Genomic DNA, 18,077 nt, shown 5'->3' with positions numbered 1-18,077 from the left:
GAGGCCGACACCCGATACACGAGCTACGAGCGGGGAAGAATCCTGTGGCACAGGAAGTGCTGACCGACCTGAACAAGGTCCGCAACATCGGCATCATGGCGCACATCGATGCCGGCAAGACCACGACCACCGAGCGCATCCTGTTCTACACCGGTGTCAACTACAAGATCGGTGAGACGCACGACGGTGCCTCGACCACGGACTGGATGGAACAGGAGAAGGAACGCGGCATCACGATCACCTCTGCCGCGGTGACCTGCTTCTGGAACAACAACCAGATCAACATCATCGACACGCCGGGCCACGTCGACTTCACCGTCGAGGTGGAGCGTTCGCTCCGCGTGCTCGACGGCGCCGTCGCAGTGTTCGACGGCAAAGAGGGCGTCGAGCCCCAGTCGGAGCAGGTGTGGCGTCAGGCCGCCAAGTACGACGTTCCGCGCATCTGTTTCGTCAACAAGATGGACAAGATGGGCGCGGACTTCTACTTCACGGTCCAGACCATCATCGACCGCCTCGGCGCGAAGCCGCTCGTTCTCCAGCTGCCGATCGGCGCCGAGGACGACTTCGACGGCGTCGTCGACCTGGTCGAGATGAAGGCTGTCACCTGGCGTGGCACGGTCGCCATCGGCGCCGAGCCCACCATCGAGGAGATCCCGGCCGATCTCGCCGACAAGGCTGCCGAGTACCGCGAGAAGCTGCTCGAGACGGTCGCCGAGTCCGACGAGAAGCTCATGGAGAAGTACTTCGCCGGCGAGGAGCTCTCCGTCGAGGAGATCAAGGGCGCCATCCGCAAGATGACGGTCAACTCCGAGCTGTACCCGGTGCTGTGTGGTTCCGCGTTCAAGAACAAGGGCGTTCAGCCCATGCTCGACGCGGTCATCGACTACCTGCCGAACCCGCTGGACATCGGCGAGGTTCAGGGTCACGCCCTGGGCAACGAAGAAGAGATCCTCACGCGTAAGCCGAGCAAGGAAGAGCCGTTCTCGGCTCTGGCCTTCAAGATCGCTTCGCACCCGTTCTTCGGCAAGCTGACGTTCGTCCGCGTGTACTCCGGCCGGATCGATCCGGGCGCCCAGGTCATGAACGCGACCAAGGGCAAGAAGGAGCGCATCGGAAAGCTCTTCCAGATGCACGCCAACAAGGAGAACCCGGTCGACGAGGCCGTGGCCGGCCACATCTACGCGATGATCGGTCTGAAGGACACGACGACCGGTGACACCCTGTGTGCACAGGACGCGCCGATCGTGCTCGAGTCCATGAGCTTCCCGGACCCGGTCATCCAGGTCTCGATCGAGCCCAAGACCAAGTCCGACCAGGAGAAGCTGGGCACCGCGATCCAGAAGCTCGCCGAAGAGGACCCGACGTTCTCCGTCGAGCTCGACGAGGAGACCGGCCAGACCGTCATCGGCGGCATGGGCGAGCTCCACCTCGACATCCTCGTCGACCGTATGCGTCGCGAGTTCAAGGTCGAGGCCAACGTCGGCAAGCCGCAGGTCGCCTACCGCGAGACCATCACCAAGAAGGTCGAGAAGCACGACTACACCCACAAGAAGCAGACGGGTGGATCGGGCCAGTTCGCCAAGGTGATCATCGCGCTGGAGCCGTTCGTCGGCGAAGACGGTGCCACCTACGAGTTCGAGAACAAGGTCTCCGGCGGCCGCATCCCTCGCGAGTACATCCCTTCCGTGGATGCAGGCGCGCAGGACGCGATGCAGTACGGCGTTCTTGCCGGCTACCCGCTGGTGAACCTGAAGCTGTCGCTGCTCGACGGTGCATACCACGACGTCGACTCGTCGGAAATGGCCTTCAAGGTTGCCGGTTCGCAGGCGCTGAAGGAAGCCGCCCGCAAGGCCGGCCCGGTCATTCTCGAGCCGCTCATGGCTGTCGAGGTCACCACACCCGAGGAGTACATGGGTGATGTGATCGGCGACCTGAACTCCCGCCGTGGCCAGATCCAGGCCATGGAGGAACGCAGTGGTGCCCGTGTCGTGAAGGCGCTGGTTCCGCTCTCGGAGATGTTTGGTTACATCGGTGATCTGCGGTCGAAGACCCAGGGCCGGGCGAACTTCTCCATGGTGTTCGATTCCTACGCAGAGGTTCCCGCGAACGTCTCGAAGGAAATCATCGCCAAGGCGACCGGCGAGTAACCTCGGTTCCAGCCGGCCGAAGCACGACCCAGTAATAACAACCGCACTGCTGCATACCGCAAGCATCAATCAGTCCAGGAGGACACACAGTGGCGAAGGCGAAGTTCGAGCGGACGAAGCCGCACGTGAACATCGGCACCATCGGTCACGTCGACCACGGCAAGACCACGCTGACCGCGGCCATCACCAAGGTTCTGCACGACGCGTACCCGGATCTCAACGAGGCTTCGGCCTTCGACGAGATCGACAAGGCTCCTGAGGAGAAGGCTCGCGGTATCACGATCAACATCTCGCATGTTGAGTACCAGACCGAGAAGCGCCACTACGCGCACGTCGATGCTCCCGGTCACGCCGACTACATCAAGAACATGATCACCGGTGCGGCGCAGATGGACGGCGCCATCCTCGTGGTCGCGGCCACCGACGGCCCGATGCCCCAGACGCGTGAGCACGTGCTGCTCGCCCGCCAGGTCGGCGTGCCGTACATCCTCGTCGCCCTGAACAAGGCCGACATGGTGGACGACGACGAGATCATCGAGCTCGTCGAGATGGAGGTCCGTGAGCTCCTCGCTGCGCAGGAGTTCGACGAGGACGCTCCGGTTGTCAAGGTCTCCGCACTCAAGGCGCTCGAGGGCGACCCCGAGTGGACCAAGAACATCCTCGAGCTCATGGCTGCGGTCGACGAGTCCATCCCGGACCCGGTCCGCGAGACCGAGAAGCCCTTCCTCATGCCCGTCGAGGACGTCTTCACGATCACCGGTCGTGGCACCGTCGTCACCGGTCGTATCGAGCGTGGCGTGATCAACGTCAACGAGGACGTCGAGATCGTCGGCATCAAGGAAACCAAGACCAAGACCACGGTCACGGGTATCGAGATGTTCCGCAAGCTCCTCGACTCGGGCCAGGCCGGTGACAACGTCGGTCTGCTGGTTCGTGGTATCAAGCGCGAAGATGTCGAGCGTGGACAGGTTGTCGTCAAGCCCGGCACCACCACCCCGCACACCGAGTTCGAGGGCCAGGCGTACATCCTGTCCAAGGACGAGGGCGGCCGCCACACGCCGTTCTTCAACAACTACCGTCCGCAGTTCTACTTCCGTACCACGGACGTGACGGGCGTTGTGACGCTGCCCGAGGGCACCGAGATGGTCATGCCCGGTGACAACACCGAGATGTCCGTCAAGCTGATCCAGCCCGTCGCCATGGACGAGGGCCTGCGCTTCGCGATCCGCGAAGGCGGCCGTACCGTCGGCGCCGGCAAGGTCACGAAGATCAACAAGTGATCTAGCTCCACCAACGCCAATGGCGCTCACCCTCCGGGGTGGGCGCCATTGGCGTTTTCGGGGTACGGACTTGGGTGGTAGTTCAACGCATCCCATTCTCGGATGTCGCCGGGATGCGCGATGCCTTCGAGGACGAACGGGTCGCGCGCGATAAATTGTTCTGCGCGCTCGCGGCTGCTGAAGATCGCCATGGACCGGTTGCTCGCCGGGTCGTCGAACGGTCCGAGACCGAGCAGCCCACCTTCCGCGGCGAACGCGTCGAGGTACTCCCACGCCCCGCGTCAGCTTTCGACGTGCACCGGGTGGTCGGCGCGGTCGAGGTGGAGCAGGACCTGGGTGGCGACCTCTTCACCACCGAGGGTCGATGCGACCCACGACGCGACGTCCTCGGATTTGCGCGTGAAGTCGTAGATGTCGAGGGTGGGGTCGGCGGTCACGACGATCGACAGGGTGGGGAGGCCGCGTTCGATGACGGCGCGAGCGCGTGTCTGCCGGACTCCGGGATACTGGGAGAGTTCACTGGCGACCCCGTTGGCGAGGGAGCCGAGGTCGACAGTCACGTAGGTGCCCGATTCGCGATCAGGTACGGCGACGGGGGACGTGCGTCGGCGGGTGAGGTCCAGGGCGAGGAGCACGATCCCGAAGACCAGTCCCACGACGACCGTGGCGGCGAGCGCCCAGCCCCACCAGTCCTGGTCGGGGAGTGCGGTGACGCGCGCGCGGTCGTACCGCGACACCCATTCGCGGACGATCGGAACCTGGAGGTCCCAGGCCATGGCGTAGGCGCCGAACCCGAGAAGCGCGAGCCCGACGATCAGGACGATGAGCCGGTTGACGGCGGCGGTCCGATGTCTCACGGCTTCACCTGCACTCGGAGTTCGGGGGACGTGCCGAGCAGCGACAGCGTCGGTTCCACCGCCTCGCGGACGGAGATGGCCACGTCGCCGGCGGGTGTCGATTCGGTGCGCACCACGCGGACGGTGACGTGCTTGCGGTCGACCGTCGTGTGCGCCGACAGCACCCCGGGGACGGTCTTGGCGTGGCTACTGGAATTGCGAGCGAGGTCCGTGGGGCGCAGCCAGACGATCGGGGTGTCACCTACGGCGAGCGGCAGGTGGGTGCGCGGCCGCGGTTTGAGGGCCGCGACGATGAACACGACCCCCAGGACGATCGCGCCTGCCGCAGCGGGGACGATCCACTCGGACCAGTGCAGCCGGCCCAGCCATTGCACGGTGTTGCGGATCCAGGGCGCGTTGGCGAAGGTGCCGCGCATGATGAGCAGCTCACGCGCCGCAACGACCGCGAGACCGAGGGCCCCGACGGCGACGATGATTGCGGCGGGCACGGCGGCCGGAGTCGCACGCGGCGTGCGTGGCCGGATGGGTGCCACCGGGGCGGGCGGCACGGCAGGGTCGCCTTGTTCGGAGTAGCGGCTTTCGGTCGAACTGTCTTCGGGGGCTGCGGATTCCGTTCCGACGACCACGATGTTGAGTTCGATGACCGGCATGCCCGTCATCTGTTCGACCTGACGGTGCACCTGCGCGCGGAGCCGGCGGTTGACGAGGTCGAGGTGACACGGCCACTGCACCGCGATGTACAGGTTGATCGCGACGGCGCCCGCTCCCGTCGAGACGTCGGCTCGGGGCAGTTCCCGGCCCGTCAGGCGAGACAGCCCACCGGACTGCTTGACGACGCCGGGTACCTGAAGCGCCGCGGCGACGGCGATCTTCACGACGGCGCGCTCCTTGATGACCAGTTCGCCGCGCAGGGCGGTGTCGTCGAGCGCCGTGTCGTCGTGGGGACCGGCGGAGGGTGCGGTGAAGGGTTCAGCCACGGCCGCGGCTTCGGAGGATGGCGCCGAGATCGAGGTGGCCGTCGCGGTGCGCGCCGACGGCCATGCCCAGCGCGCCGAGGAGGACGGCGAAGACGAATCCGCTGAAACCACCGAGGATGCCGGCGATGGCGAGAAGTAACCCGACGATCAGGCCTGTGATTGTGCTGTTCATTGAGCTTGTCCTGTCTCTGTCAGGAGATCTTCGATGGTCACGTCGACGGGGACGTCCACCAGCGATTCCACTGCGGCCCGCACTCTTTCGGCGGTGTCGACGACGTTGGCGGGGTAGCGCGCCGCGAGGTGGACGGCACAGGACGTGGGGCCGACGGTCACCCCGGTCACCCGGCGTCCGGGCAGGTAGGTCGCGACTTCACCGAACGCGCCGCCGTGCATCGCTGCCACCCCGGGGGTTGCGAGGACGGCAGCGACGATGCGTTCGGAGATGTCCTCGGCGTGGGTGTCCGGTGGAAGTGGTCCGGTCACTGCACCCTCGGTTTGCCGTCGAGCTCGGACGCGGCCTCGGATTCGTCGAACAGCATGACGTCGAAGACGGTGATGTTCACTTCGGTCACTTCGAGCCCGGTCATGCGCTCGACGGCCGCGATGACGTTTCGCCGGATGCCGACCGCGAGTTCGTGCAGTGCGACGCCGTATTCCGCGACGATGCCGATGTCGATGGCGGCCTGCTTCTCGCCGACTTCGACGGCGACGCCCTGGGCGTGGTTGACGCGGGCGCCGGGGATCCGATCGCGGAGAGCGCCGACAGCGCGTGCGGTGCCGCCGCCGACGTCGTAGACGCCGTTGATCTCACGGGTGGCGATACCGGCGATCTTGGCAACCACTGCGTCCGCGATGATGGTCCGTCCCTCGGAACTGACGAGTTCCGGCGTCGCCCCGGCACCGAACTGCACGCGGCTGCGTGCGCCTGAATCGCTGGTCATCGTGGATCCCCTTCGAGTCGCCTGCCTTCTCCTCAACAGTAATGATCACCGACCGTACGCGGGGTCTCCCACGCGCCTTTGCACCCGCGGATCTGCCGACGAATGACACCGAAAAATATTTGATATGACCACCCGGTAGCATCTGACGTGATGCAGGTAACAGAGGCGGGCACGACGAAAGGAACTCCATGGCGGAAGAGCCCACCGGTGAGGACGCCGCTCCCCAGGCCCGGACGCCGGCCGTCACCGCGAGTGTCGTGGTTCTGGCCGTCCTCGCGCTCGCGTTCGTCGCGGTCAGCGGCTACTTCGGCTACACGCACCGGCAGGCGGAGCAGGAGGCGCAGCAGAGATCCGAGATCCTCGATGCAGCGCGCCAGGGCGTCGTCGATCTGACGACGATGGACTTCGAGCGGGCCGACGAGGACGTGCAGAAGGTGCTCGACGGCTCGGCCGGAGAATTCCGCGACGAATTCGAAGCCCGGTCCGCAGACCTGATCGCGGTCATGCAGGAGGCCAAGGTCAAGTCCCAGGGGGAGGTGCGCCAGGCTGCGATCGAGACGCAGAACGGCGACTCCGCAGACGTGCTCGTGGCGGTCGCGCAGAAGGTGTCCAACGCGGGCGGCGCTGCCGAGGAGCCACGCGGTCAGAGAATGCGCGTGACGATGCAACTCGAGGACGGCACATACAAGATCGTGAAGGCAGGGTTCGTGCAGTGAGTACCGACGCATCGCCGAAGTCGCGCAGACTCCTCCTGATCCTGGGCGCGCTCACCGCGGTCGCGGCCGTGCTGGCGGGGGTTCTGTACTTCACGCTCTACCGGCCCGACCAGCGCGTCGACGACACCGTCCGCGCCGCCGTCACCGACACCGCTTCGCAGGGCGCGATCGCCCTGCTGTCGTACGAGCCGGACACGGTGGAGAACGACGTCGGCGCCGCAAAGGAACGCCTGACGGGGGAGTTCCTCGACTACTACACCCAGTTCACGACGGACGTCGTCGTCCCGGCGGCCAAGGAGAGTCAGGTGGCCACCCGGGCGACGGTGGCCGCGTCCGGTCCGGTCGAGGTGGCGGCCGACACCGCGACCGTGCTGTTGTTCGTCAACCAGACCACCACCAGTGCGGCGAAACCGGAACCGGCGGTGACGGCGACGAGCATCAACGTCGAGCTGACCAAGTCCGGCGAGAACTGGCTGATTTCCGGCTTCGATCCGGTCTAGCCGCACGGGTAGCGTTGGCGCCCATGAGTACTCTTCGAGAGGTCGGCGACCGCGAGTCGTGGCGCTGCTGGCTGTGTGACGAACCGGTGGATCCCGACATGTCGGTCAACGATCCGCGCGGCCCCAGTATCGACAGCGTCGTCACCGCGAAGAAGGCCAAGGCGAAGGGCGGCGTCGAACGCCTCGCTCACCGTGCGTGCAACACCAAGAAGGGTGCCGTCAAACCGGTCGTGCCGTGGCCCGACCGGTTGTTCGTCGTCGATCCCGCTCCGATCATCGGTGTGGTCGAACAGCTCGGCCGCAAGGGTGGCCGGGTGGCGGTGGCGCGGTGCCCGGGCAAATCGGACGCCGAGGACGCGGCGGCGTGGTTGCTCGACAGGTTGTCCCGTCTCGCACCGGAACTGAACGTCGAGACGCAGATCGATGCCGCCGGTGGTGCGTACCTGCTCGTCCTCCGCACCGCCTGACCTGTGAGCCGCACGAGGGAGTAACGTCGGGACCAGAACATGAATCCGACCTCGAGTGCGAAGGAATTCCGATGAATCTGGCCTTGACCGACGAGGAGCTGGCGTTCCGCGACGAGATGCGAACGTTCTTCACCACGCAGATTCCGGCGGAGATCCGCGAGCGGTATGCGCGTGGAGAAGAAGTGGGGAAGGAAGGGTTCATCGAGTCCCAGCGGATTCTGAACGCCAACGGTCTCGCGACGCCGCACTGGCCGGTCGAGTGGGGCGGCCGCGACTGGACGCCGGTGCAGAAGCACATCTGGCTCGACGAACTGCAGCTCGCGTCGGTGCCCGAGCCGCTCGCGTTCAACACCAGCATGGTCGGCCCGGTCATCGCGGCCTTCGGTTCGCAGGAGCAGAAGGAGAAGTTCCTTCCCCCGACCGCCAACCTCGACATCTGGTGGTGCCAGGGATTCTCCGAACCCGAGGCCGGCTCCGACCTCGCGTCGCTGAAGACCCGCGCCGTCCGCGACGGCGACGACTACGTGCTCAACGGCCAGAAGACGTGGACCACGCTGGCGCAGCACGCCGACTGGATCTTCGTCCTCGCTCGCACCAACCCGGACGCCCCCAAGAAGCAGGCCGGTATCTCGTTCATCCTCGTCGACATGAAGACGCCCGGCGTCACGGTGCGCCCGATCAAGCTGATCGACGGCGGCTACGAGGTCAACGAGATCTTCTTCGAGGACGTGCGCGTGCCTGCCGAGAACCTCGTGGGCGAGGAGAACCAGGGCTGGAGCTACGCCAAGTTCCTGCTCGGCAACGAGCGCACCGGTGTGACCCGGCTGGGATTCTCCAAAGTCCGTCTCGCGCAGGCGAAGGAACGCGCAGCCGAGATCTCGGTCGGCGAGGGGACGCTGCTCGACGATCCGCTGTTCGCCGCCCGGATCGCCGAGTTGGAGAACGAGATCATCGCGCTCGAACTCACCCAGCTGCGGGTGGTGGCCAGTTCGGCGGACGGCAAGCCGAACCCGGCGTCGTCGCTGCTGAAGCTGCGCGGGTCCGAACTGCAGCAGGCCACCCTCGAACTGCTCACCGACGTCGCGGGACCCGACTCCCTGCCCTTCGCCGCAGGTGACGGCATCTCCTCGCCGCTCTGGGCGCAGCGGACGACTCCGACGTATCTGAACTACCGCAAGGTTTCCATCTACAGCGGATCGAGCGAAGTGCAGCGCAGCATCATCGCCTCCTCGATCCTCGGATTGTGAGGGCGTGACATGGACTTCGAACTGACCGACGAACAGAAACTGCTGCGCGACACCACCCGTGAACTGCTGGGCCGCAGCTACGACGCGGAGAAGCGCAACGCCGTCACCGACACCGAGCAGGGGTGGAGCCCGCAGGTGTGGAAGCAACTCGCCGAGGTGGGACTGCTGGGCCTGAGCTTCGACGAGGAAGACGGCGGAATGGGCGCCGGACCGGTCGAGGTCGCATCGGTGATGACCGAGATCGGCCGCCGCCTCGCGCCCGAACCCGTCCTCGACGCCGTGCTCGTCCCCGGCGGCCTGATCGCCGCGGCAGGCAGCACGGAGCAGCGCCGCCGGATTCTGCCCGACGTGTCGGAGGGCAACCTCCTGCTGGCCTTCGCGGATCGGGAACCGGGTGTGCGCTGGCCGTCGACCCAGGTGTCCACGTCCGCGAAGAAAGACGGCGACGCGTGGACCCTCACCGGTACCAAGAACCCTGTTCCGCACGGCGGTAGCGCGAACACACTGGTCGTCACGGCGGCACTCCCGGACGGTGGGGTCGGACTGTTCCTCGTCGACGCCGGCGCCAGCGGCCTGACCCGCACCGCCTACGCGACCCACGATGGACTGCGGGCCGCGCAGGTGGAACTGTCGGACACCCCGGCGGAGCCCCTCGGTGAGGGCGGCGACGCGTCGTCGGCGATCGAGAGTGCGCAGATCCGGGCGCAGGCGGCGCTGTGCGCGGAGGCCGTCGGCGCGATGGAGGAGGCGCTGCGGCTGACCACCGAGTACCTGAAGACCCGCAAGCAGTTCGGTGTCCCGATCGCGAAGTTCCAGACGCTCACGCACCGTGCGGCCGACATGTACGTGCTGCTGGAACTGGCTCGCAGCATGAGTCTCTACGCGACGATGTCGCTGGCCGACGGAACCGTCGATCCGGTGGTCGCCTCGCGCGCCAAACTGCAGATCGGCCGCTCCGCCCGCACGATCGGGCAGGAAGCGATCCAAATGCACGGCGGCATCGGCATGACGGCCGAGTATCCGGTCGGACACTACGTGAGCCGGCTGACCGCCATCGAGCACACACTCGGCGGGTCCGACGACCACCTGCGGGTGCTCGCGTCGGCGACCACCCAGGGGGCCATCAGCATCATCTAGCCGCCCCCGTGAGTAGTTATTAACCGCCCGCGGTTAATAAGTACTCACGGGTCCAGGTCTCGGATTGGTATCGGAAAGAGCGTTTTCGACGTGTCGCACAGGGACCCCAGTGTGACGCGGCTAACGTTCTGCGCGCACACCAGAACTCACGGGGGATGTACGTAATCTCGGTGAAGGAGCATTGCCATGGGGTCCGGTCCAGTCAAAGCGATCATGTGGAGCCTGCTTTTCGTGGGACTCGTCGGTGCGGGAGTCGGGATCTCCGAACTGCACGTTCCCTGGACGGTCGCATCGCTGATCGTCGCCTCGGTCTCCGGACTGGTCCTGCTCAGGATCCGCGCCGACGCGCACCCCGAACTGCACAGCGACCGCCGGATGGCCGCCGGCTGACCCCCGGTCACTCCGTCTGGAGACTGACGGCCCACCTGCCGATATCGCCGCGTTCCAGTGCGAGCGCCAGCAGTTCCGGGAACTTGTCCGGTGTGCAGGCGAACGCGGGAATGCCGAGCCGACCCAGGGCCGCCGCATTGTCGTGATCGAACGACGGGGCGCCGTCGTCGGACAGTGCCAGCAGAACAACCACCTGGACGCCTGCGTTCTTCATCGCCGCCATCCGCCGCAGCATCTCCGCGCGGATCCCGCCCTCGTACAGGTCCGAGATCAGCACGAACAGCGATTCCGTCGGCCTGTCGATCAGTGACTGGCTGTAGGCGATGGCCCGGTTGATGTCGGTGCCGCCGCCGAGTTGCGTGCCGAACAGCACGTCGACCGGATCGGACAGCTTGTCGGTGAGGTCGACGACCGCCGTGTCGAACACGACCAGCGACGTCTTCAGCGCCCGCATCGAGGCGAGCACCGCGCCGAACACGGACGCATACACGACGCTCGACGCCATCGACCCGGACTGGTCGATGGCGAGGACGACGTCGCGGTGCACGGCCTGCGATCGGCGGCCGTATCCGAGCAGCCGCTCCGGCACCACCGTCTTGTACTCGGGCAGGTAGTGCGCGAGGTTGGCGCGGATGGTGCGATTCCAGTCGATGTCGCGGTACTTGGGGTTGGTGATGCGGGCCGACCGGTTCAGGGCACCGGTGACGGCGGTCCTGGTCTTCTGCGCGATCCGTTCCTCCACCTCCCGGACCACCTTCTCGACGACCATCCGGGCGGTGGCCTTGCTGGTCTCGGGCATCACCCGGTTCAGGCTCAGTAGCGTGCCGACGAGGTGGACGTCCGGTTCGACGGCGTCGAGCAGCTCGGGTTCGAGGAGCAGCTGGGTGAGGCCGAGTCGGTCGATGGCGTCCTTCTGCATCACCTGCACGACGCTGCTCGGGAAGTAGGTGCGGATGTCGCCGAGCCAGCGGGCGACCTTCGGCGCCGATCCGCCGAGACCCGCGCCGCGACGGCGGCTCTTCGACCCTTCACTGGTGGTGTCGTACAGGGCGGCCAGAGCGCCGTCCATCGCGGTGTCCGTCTTGGACGCGAGACCGCCGGTGGACTCCTCGGCGGCGTTGCCGAGCAGCAGCCGCCACCGTCGGAGCCGCTCCGCGTCTTCGGTCACGATGTCACCCCCAGAATGTCCGCGACGGTCCGGACCGCGATCGTGCCCCGACGAGCGTCGATCTCGGCGCGGGCATCTTCCGTGGACCCGCCCTCCACGGACTGCCCGATCGCCCGGCGTTCCCCGGTTTCGAAGCCGCCGAACGTGCGCCGCAGCAATGGCAGCACGTCGACGAAGTCCTGCTCGCGCAGTCCCGACACCCAGCCGTCGAGCAGTCGCAGCAGCTGCCGGTCGTGGACCAGCAGCAGACCTCCGCCGCCGAGGAAGCCGTCCACCCACCCCGCCTTGGCGGAGGGATCGGCGCCGACGGACAGCGCCCGCGACAGTCGGGTGGCGGACTCGGTTTCGCTGACGGTGCCTGCGTCGCGGAGCAATCGGACCATGCGTCCGATCACGACGCCGTTCACGTCGCTGCGGTCGACGAGGCCGGCGAGCGTGCCGAGCCACCGCGCCGACGCACGATCGTCGTCGCGCAGCATCACCGCCGCATGGACGTCGTCGACGGCGCGGCGCAGGTCGAGTGCGCTGTCGTAGTCCAGACCCGACAGCGCCGAGGGCAGTCCCGCGCAGATGCGGACGAGCAGGCTGTCGGTGACGCGGGTGAGGGACGAGACGTCGGTGCCGCGGACGTCGCCGTATCGCAGCGTGCGGGTGAGCGCGGGCAGGGCATCCATCAGGTGCATCACGTCGTGGTCGAGCGTGGCCGCGGTCTCCAGCGCGCGCAGCAACTCGACCAGCGCATCTCCGAGATCCGACAGCAGGGCCTGCTCGAGCAGCCCGGTGAGCCGGGCGAGGGAGACGTCACCGGACGAGGCCTCCTCGCGCACCTTCGCTGTCGCCGCGGCCTCGACGGTGGTGCCCCACAGCGACGCCTCGATGATCGACACCGCCAGTTCGGGTTTCCAGGTGAGGGACCACGTCTCGCGGAACGTGCCGGTACCGCGGACGTCGCTGTCGGCCGGGGTGCCCCAGCCGACACCGAGGATCTGCAGGCGGTGCAGGAGCCGGGACCGCGCGACGTCGTTGTCTCGGCGCAGGTCGAGGTCGATGGTCTTCTCGGTGGCCTGCTGCTTGAGCCGCAGGGTCTTCGCCCGCGCCCGCAGGTCGGCGTCGAGGGGCACCGTCGGGGTGTCGTCCGGGACGGTGCCGAGAGCCTCGCCGACGACGAGTCGCCGCGTGATGAGGTCGAGCAGGACGTCGTCGCCGTCGCACATCACGGCGCGGGTGGCCTCGGTGACCTCGGAGAGACCGGCCAGCGGCCGCGCGCGCATCGCTGCCAACGTGTCTGCGAGACGGACGGATTCGATGACATGCGCACTCGATACCGGAAGGTCCTCGTCCCGCAGCACCCGCGCGACCTTGGTGAGCCATCGGGTGATCGTGCGGTCCGGTGCGGTGAACAGGTGGTGATACCAGCCGGGGGACGTGATCCCGGCGCCGTACCCCGACGCCGCGGACAGTCGTGAGTGCGTCCACGGCACCCACGTCAGCGAGGTCTTGATCTTGGGGATTCCCTTGAGGATTCGCGCGTCCGCGGTGGCCGGTCCGAGAGGTCCGGCGAGTGCCGGGGCGTGCCAGGCGCCGCACACCACCGCGATCCGCTGGGCGCCGCCCTTGATCACCTTCCGCAGCGTCTGGCGCATGTACGCCTCGCGCCTGCTGGTGGGTTCGTCGAGTTCGACGGTGTCCCGCAGCGCGGTCATGGCCTCGGTGATCGCGTCGAACGAGTCGGGGCCCGAACCTGATTCGATGACGGCGTCCCACCAGCGTTCGGTGTCGTCGTAGCCCGCCGCGGCGGCCAACTGGGTCAGCGGATCCTCGGAGCGGGGGTCGGAGTCGTCGGCGGCGAGGGTGTTGGCGGCCGGAAGGTCGCAGAAGCGGACGTCGACACCGCGCCCGGCCGCCCACGACAGCGCCTGCCACTCCGGGGAGAACACGGCGAACGGCCAGAACGCCGCCGTCCTGGGCTCCCCGGTGGCATACGCGAGCAGGGCCACCGGAGGTTCCATGGTGTCGGAGGCAGTCAACGCGACCAGCGGATCGGCGTCCGCGGGCCCTTCGATGAGGACGGCGTCGGGGACGAATTCGTCGAGCGCGCGACGCACCGATCGTGCCGAACCGGGCCCGTGGTGGCGGATGCCGAAGACACGGACGTCGGAGTTCACCCGGTGACCTCGCGGCACGCCCGGTAGAAGTCGGCCCAGTCCTCCCGTTCGCGGACCACGGCCTCGAGGTATTCGGTCCACACGACCTTGTCGGCCACCGGGTCCTTCAGCACGGACCCGAGAATGCCGGCGGCGACGTCGGACGGACGGAGCACCCCGTCGCCGAAGTGCGCCGCGAGGGCGAGTCCGTTGGTGACGACCGAGATCGCCTCCGCCGTCGACAGCGTTCCGGACGGCGACTTCAGTGTGGTGCGGCCGTCGCCGGTGACGCCCGACCGGAGTTCGCGGAACACGGTGACCACACGCCGGATCTCGTCGACGGTCGCCGGGATTTCCGGCAGTTCCAGCGAGGACCCGAGTTGCTCGACGCGCCGCGCGACGATGGCGACCTCGTCCTCCTCGTTGGCGGGCAGGGGCAGGACCACCGTGTTGAACCGCCTGCGCAACGCGGAGGACAGTTCGTTGACCCCGCGGTCGCGGTCGTTCGCGGTGGCGATCAGGTTGAAACCCTTGGCGGCCTGCACCTCGGTGCCCAGTTCGGGGATGGGCAGCGTCTTCTCCGACAGCACGGTGATGAGTGCATCCTGCACATCGGCGGGAATGCGGGTGAGCTCTTCGACCCGTGCGATCCGCCCGCCCTGCATGGCCGTCATGACGGGGGACGGAACGAGTGCGCCCTCTGTCGGGCCCTCGGCGAGAAGCCTCGCGTAGTTCCAGCCGTACCGGATGGCCTCCTCCGGTGTCCCCGACGTTCCCTGGACGAGCAGGGTCGACTCGCCGGAGACCGCCGCCGACAGGTGTTCGGACACCCACGTCTTGGCGGTTCCGGGGACACCGAGCAGGAGCAACGCGCGATCGGTCGCGAGCGTCGCGACGGCCACTTCGATGAGCCGGCGGGGACCGACGTACTTGGGGGTGATGACGGTGCCGTCGTCGAGTTCGCCGCCGAGCAGGTACGTCACGACCGCCCACGGAGACAATTTCCACGACGGTGGCCGGGGCCGGGTGTCGTGCGCGGCGAGGGCGGCGAGTTCGTCGGCGTAGGCCTGCTCGGCGTGGGGTCGTAGCAGGTCGGCCTGGGCGGCCGCGATCTCGGTCACTCGAGCTCCTTCAGGACTGTTCTGCGGTGGTCGATGTTGGTGGCGACAGTGGCGAATGCCTGGTGCCAGCCGGGATCGCGGGTGCGTTCGGCGGCTGCTCGGAGAATCGGCGCCGCAGCGAACGGGAAGTGCGTCTCGGCGCTGCGGAGGGTCGAGTAGTGGCTGTGCCGGGAGAACTGCCCGAGGTCCTTGCCGGTCTCGGCGTGCCGCCCGGCGACGTCCTCGAGGCGAGCGATCACCCGCTCGGCCAGGTCGAGCGGCCAGGGATGGGGCAGACCGTCGAACAGTGCGGCGCCGTCGACGCCCAGCAGGTAGGAGTCGGCGCGACCCGACAGGATGTATGCGAGGCGTTCGCGGGCGGGGACGATCGGTACGACGCGACGTTCGGTCTTCCGCCCTTCGCGGTGCAGCAGAGCCGACGCCCAGCGCGGATTGCGTTGCAGCACAGTGGCGGTGGTCCACGCCTCCATCATCACCTCCCGCCACTGGTCTTCGATCCGGATCTCCAACGCGGTGGAGGCGGAGCCGATCATGCCTTCCCACACCGACAAGGGGGCTGCGGTGACCACCATCCGCAACCACCAGCTGCGGATTCCCTTGTTCTTGAAGTGGACGTCCTCGATGCCGTCGCGACGGGCCGAATCGTCCAGGGAACCGGGCATGTTCACCACGAGACGGGTACGCAGCGGCTTCTTCTCCACCCGCACCCATGCCCGGGCGCGAGCGGCCATTCGCCCGGCGTATGCGGAGTTCGGCAGCTGCCGCAGCAACTGGACCGCCTGCTGGCGCACCTCTTTCCGCCGGTCGTCGAGTGCGTGCTCGAGCAAGGCGGAGTCGGCGTCACTCAGCCCCGTTCCCAGAACGGCGATGAACGCCGCCCGGTGCTCGCCCCGTTCGGAATCCCAGGTGCGGCTCAATTCGGCCATCGCGATCGCCGGGTTCACCGCCCGCATGGTCGTGAGCCATTGCAGTCGTTCCTGGTGTGCGCCGTGTGTCCACACGTCGGTGCGATCGGACCGGCGGACCAGCATCGACCAGTCCGGGTTCTGCGCGGCGAGCCACTGGCCGCGGGAACCCACCAGTCGGAGAATGCTCTCGCGGTGGGTGTCGTTGGTGCGGGCCGAGGTCATCAGGTCGGCGACGAGATGATCCGGCGCGCGGTAATCCCGCTCGGCCACGACCGCGAACCACTCGGTGAGCGTCCACGACTTGGCCGCGAGCAACTGCATGAGATGCGACGCGGACCCGGGTGGCAACTGCAGTCTCGGATCGTCCTCGGCGGGTGCGGGCAGCACGCGCGCGGAGGCGGCGACCCCGCCGTCGCGGTACGCGTTCTCGAGGGCGGCGGCGCCCAGCAGAGTCTCCGCCGGATCGCCGCTGACCGAGTGTGCCAGTTCACCGGTGGCCAGATCCTCGAACGACGGGACGGTCCGTGCCGTGCCGAGCAGGGCTGCGGACAGGAGTTCGCTCATCGCCGACTCCCCACGGCCGAGGGTGTACCGGCCCCGAGTGGGTACACGTCGCCGCGATCGAACACGGACACGGGAACCAGCGATTCGCTGTTCCACTCACCGAACACGGTGACGGGACGGCCGCCGGACATTCCGAGGAGCCGCCACAGGACCGGGTCTTCGCCGGACAGCGGCAACGCGCGCCCCTGCGCGTCGACGACGAACCAGTGTCCGTCGTCGAATGCCGGGGTGACGCCGGTGAGCAGAGCCGGCCACGAGCGGACCCACGGGTCGGCTCCGACCGCGGCGGCGAAGTGGTCGAGAGCGGTGTCGATGTCGCTCGGTGCGACGGTGGTGAACGGTTCGGGGGTCTCGTGGACGTCGCCGAACTGGGCGCGCAGCGGTGCGGCGCCGGGGTAGAAGTGCAGGGTGGCGTCGACGAGCGATCCGAGCGGCGGGACCACTGTGGAGAAGTTCGCGGAGCCGTGCGCGAAGTCCAGGAGGATCGCGCGGCGACCGTGGTCGCGGCCGATCAACCACACCTTGCGGGTGAAGAGGCGCTTCTCCTCGGTGGTCTGCATTCCCAGGACCATCCACCGGTCGCGGACTCCCGGCTCGCTGCGCACGCTGTCGGTGGCCACCGGGTATCCCACGTGCGCGCGCACCGACGCCTGCAGGGGTTCCGGTAGTTCGCTCAGGCGGCGATGGGCGACGACGAGAAGGTGCAGCCTGGCGTACTCGCGGAGCAACCGGTCCGGCCAGTCTGCTCGAGTGGCCACGACGATCGGCAGGCGACGCAGGGCGGACGCGACGCCGGGCGCCTGGGCGTCGACCATCCGGGCCGCGATGGCGTCGAACGCGGATGCCGAGATGTCGGCTGCTCCGAGCCCGCCGCGGATCTGGTCGGTGAGCCACAGGTCGAGTTCGTCGAGGCCCGCCGTCACCCGCTCGGCCCGGCGTTCGGTGGCCTTCACACCGGCCGTCTTGGTGGCCGGAGCCGCCGGAGCGGCTGCCCGCCCGGCCCTGCGGCTGAGCCATTCCGCCGCGAACGGGGGCGGTTCGGACTGCTCCGGGACCCGGCCCCGCGACCAGATCAGCAGCAGGCCGAGCGTGTGTTTGCAGGGAAATTTCCGGCTCGGGCACGAGCAGTTGTACGCCGGCCCGGACAGGTCGACGACCGATCGATAGGGGCTCTTGCCGCTGCCCTGGCACAGTCCCCAGAGCGCGCCGCCGTTGCTGCCCGTCTCCGACCACGCGGCCGACAGCTTTCCTGCGGCAGCGAGCGAGCCGGCATCGGGCGCGACCGATGCGACCTGTCCCTCCGACCAAGGCGACGTCACTCCGTCACCGTAGGGGAGTTGTCCGACAGGAAGGGAGGAGGGTGGCCGGAATTGTGGCCCAACTTCGGTGTGGACGTCGGTCTCCCGTGTCAAGCTGTCGTCAGGTACGACAGCGAGGGAGTGGGCCGGTGATCCACGGAAGGTATTTCGAGTTCAAGGGTCGTCCCGCCGTGCGGTTCCGGTGCACGTACCCG

General features: G+C 67.7%; 19 protein-coding genes. 8 read left to right on the top strand and 11 right to left on the bottom strand.

Going from position 1 to position 18,077, the window contains the following annotated elements; translation table 11 throughout:
* The first annotated feature begins 44 nt into the window (after positions 1 to 44).
* Positions 45 to 2,147 carry an elongation factor G gene (fusA, locus tag G9373_RS14520; RefSeq protein ID WP_005258137.1) on the top strand — a complete coding sequence of 701 codons (2,103 nt, stop codon included), beginning with the start codon at positions 45 to 47 and terminating at the stop codon, positions 2,145 to 2,147.
* A gap of 89 nt (positions 2,148 to 2,236) precedes the next feature.
* Positions 2,237 to 3,427 carry an elongation factor Tu gene (tuf, locus tag G9373_RS14515; RefSeq protein WP_005252203.1) on the top strand — a complete coding sequence of 397 codons (1,191 nt, stop codon included), beginning with the start codon at positions 2,237 to 2,239 and terminating at the stop codon, positions 3,425 to 3,427.
* Between the two features lie 26 nt (positions 3,428 to 3,453).
* Here tuf and G9373_RS14510 read toward each other — a convergent pair whose 3' ends face one another.
* From G9373_RS14510 to G9373_RS14485, 6 genes are all read right to left on the bottom strand, one after another.
* Positions 3,454 to 3,618 (bottom strand): hypothetical protein, encoded by a 165-nt coding sequence (locus G9373_RS14510; protein WP_240960496.1) that lies wholly within the window; start codon positions 3,616 to 3,618, stop codon positions 3,454 to 3,456.
* A gap of 90 nt (positions 3,619 to 3,708) precedes the next feature.
* Positions 3,709 to 4,284 carry a hypothetical protein gene (locus G9373_RS14505; RefSeq protein ID WP_133984946.1) on the bottom strand — a complete coding sequence of 192 codons (576 nt, stop codon included), beginning with the start codon at positions 4,282 to 4,284 and terminating at the stop codon, positions 3,709 to 3,711.
* The gene (locus G9373_RS14500; RefSeq protein ID WP_005258132.1) at positions 4,281 to 5,261 is read right to left on the bottom strand and encodes a DUF6286 domain-containing Asp23/Gls24 family envelope stress response protein; all 981 of its coding nucleotides are present in this window, start codon (positions 5,259 to 5,261) and stop codon (positions 4,281 to 4,283) included. The genes G9373_RS14505 and G9373_RS14500 overlap by 4 nt, the downstream gene beginning before the upstream one ends.
* Positions 5,254 to 5,433, bottom strand: a complete 180-nt coding sequence (locus tag G9373_RS14495; RefSeq protein ID WP_005252219.1) for a hypothetical protein — start codon at positions 5,431 to 5,433, stop codon at positions 5,254 to 5,256. The genes G9373_RS14500 and G9373_RS14495 overlap by 8 nt, the downstream gene beginning before the upstream one ends.
* On the bottom strand, positions 5,430 to 5,744 hold the full coding sequence (locus tag G9373_RS14490) for an Asp23/Gls24 family envelope stress response protein (RefSeq protein WP_005252220.1): 315 nt from the start codon (positions 5,742 to 5,744) through the stop codon (positions 5,430 to 5,432). The genes G9373_RS14495 and G9373_RS14490 overlap by 4 nt, the downstream gene beginning before the upstream one ends.
* The gene (locus G9373_RS14485; RefSeq protein WP_005252221.1) at positions 5,741 to 6,202 is read right to left on the bottom strand and encodes an Asp23/Gls24 family envelope stress response protein; all 462 of its coding nucleotides are present in this window, start codon (positions 6,200 to 6,202) and stop codon (positions 5,741 to 5,743) included. Before G9373_RS14485 ends, G9373_RS14490 begins: the two co-directional genes overlap by 4 nt.
* Positions 6,203 to 6,390: 188 nt before the next feature.
* On the opposite strand from G9373_RS14485, the gene G9373_RS14480 reads away from it, so the two are divergent.
* From G9373_RS14480 to G9373_RS14455, 6 genes are all read left to right on the top strand, one after another.
* The gene (locus G9373_RS14480; protein WP_065492009.1) at positions 6,391 to 6,918 is read left to right on the top strand and encodes a hypothetical protein; all 528 of its coding nucleotides are present in this window, start codon (positions 6,391 to 6,393) and stop codon (positions 6,916 to 6,918) included.
* A complete protein-coding gene (locus G9373_RS14475) occupies positions 6,915 to 7,418 on the top strand; it encodes a twin-arginine translocation pathway signal (RefSeq protein WP_065492008.1) in 504 nt (167 codons plus the stop codon). Before G9373_RS14480 ends, G9373_RS14475 begins: the two co-directional genes overlap by 4 nt.
* 23 nt (positions 7,419 to 7,441) lie before the next feature.
* The gene (locus G9373_RS14470) at positions 7,442 to 7,885 is read left to right on the top strand and encodes a hypothetical protein (RefSeq protein ID WP_043790546.1); all 444 of its coding nucleotides are present in this window, start codon (positions 7,442 to 7,444) and stop codon (positions 7,883 to 7,885) included.
* A 71-nt stretch (positions 7,886 to 7,956) separates the two neighbouring features.
* A complete protein-coding gene (locus G9373_RS14465) occupies positions 7,957 to 9,132 on the top strand; it encodes an acyl-CoA dehydrogenase family protein (protein WP_005568314.1) in 1,176 nt (391 codons plus the stop codon).
* A 9-nt stretch (positions 9,133 to 9,141) separates the two neighbouring features.
* Positions 9,142 to 10,269, top strand: coding sequence for an acyl-CoA dehydrogenase family protein (locus G9373_RS14460; RefSeq protein ID WP_133984944.1), 1,128 nt, complete (start codon positions 9,142 to 9,144; stop codon positions 10,267 to 10,269).
* A 186-nt stretch (positions 10,270 to 10,455) separates the two neighbouring features.
* Complete coding sequence (locus G9373_RS14455) at positions 10,456 to 10,659, top strand: hypothetical protein (protein ID WP_005252231.1); 204 nt, start codon at positions 10,456 to 10,458, stop codon at positions 10,657 to 10,659.
* Between the two features lie 7 nt (positions 10,660 to 10,666).
* Here G9373_RS14455 and G9373_RS14450 read toward each other — a convergent pair whose 3' ends face one another.
* The 5 genes from G9373_RS14450 to G9373_RS14430 are packed head-to-tail and all read right to left on the bottom strand — an operon-like array spanning position 10,667 to position 17,883.
* Positions 10,667 to 11,827 carry a VWA domain-containing protein gene (locus tag G9373_RS14450; protein ID WP_133984942.1) on the bottom strand — a complete coding sequence of 387 codons (1,161 nt, stop codon included), beginning with the start codon at positions 11,825 to 11,827 and terminating at the stop codon, positions 10,667 to 10,669.
* A complete protein-coding gene (locus G9373_RS14445) occupies positions 11,824 to 13,992 on the bottom strand; it encodes a DUF5682 family protein (RefSeq protein WP_208328685.1) in 2,169 nt (722 codons plus the stop codon). The genes G9373_RS14450 and G9373_RS14445 overlap by 4 nt, the downstream gene beginning before the upstream one ends.
* Positions 13,989 to 15,092 carry an AAA family ATPase gene (locus G9373_RS14440; protein WP_005564872.1) on the bottom strand — a complete coding sequence of 368 codons (1,104 nt, stop codon included), beginning with the start codon at positions 15,090 to 15,092 and terminating at the stop codon, positions 13,989 to 13,991. The genes G9373_RS14445 and G9373_RS14440 overlap by 4 nt, the downstream gene beginning before the upstream one ends.
* The gene (locus G9373_RS14435; protein WP_054245455.1) at positions 15,089 to 16,564 is read right to left on the bottom strand and encodes a DUF5691 domain-containing protein; all 1,476 of its coding nucleotides are present in this window, start codon (positions 16,562 to 16,564) and stop codon (positions 15,089 to 15,091) included. The genes G9373_RS14440 and G9373_RS14435 overlap by 4 nt, the downstream gene beginning before the upstream one ends.
* Positions 16,561 to 17,883: an SWIM zinc finger family protein gene (locus tag G9373_RS14430; protein ID WP_065492003.1), complete on the bottom strand. Its 1,323-nt coding sequence runs from the start codon at positions 17,881 to 17,883 to the stop codon at positions 16,561 to 16,563. Before G9373_RS14430 ends, G9373_RS14435 begins: the two co-directional genes overlap by 4 nt.
* Between the last annotated feature and the right edge of the window lie 194 nt (positions 17,884 to 18,077).

It is taken from the genome of Rhodococcus sp. A14 (genome assembly GCF_011603105.1).
Classification (GTDB): Bacteria; Actinomycetota; Actinomycetes; order Mycobacteriales; family Mycobacteriaceae; genus Rhodococcus_F; species Rhodococcus_F opacus.
The sequence above is the reverse complement of the archived record's forward strand: the minus strand, read 5'-3'. Positions and strand labels throughout refer to the sequence as shown.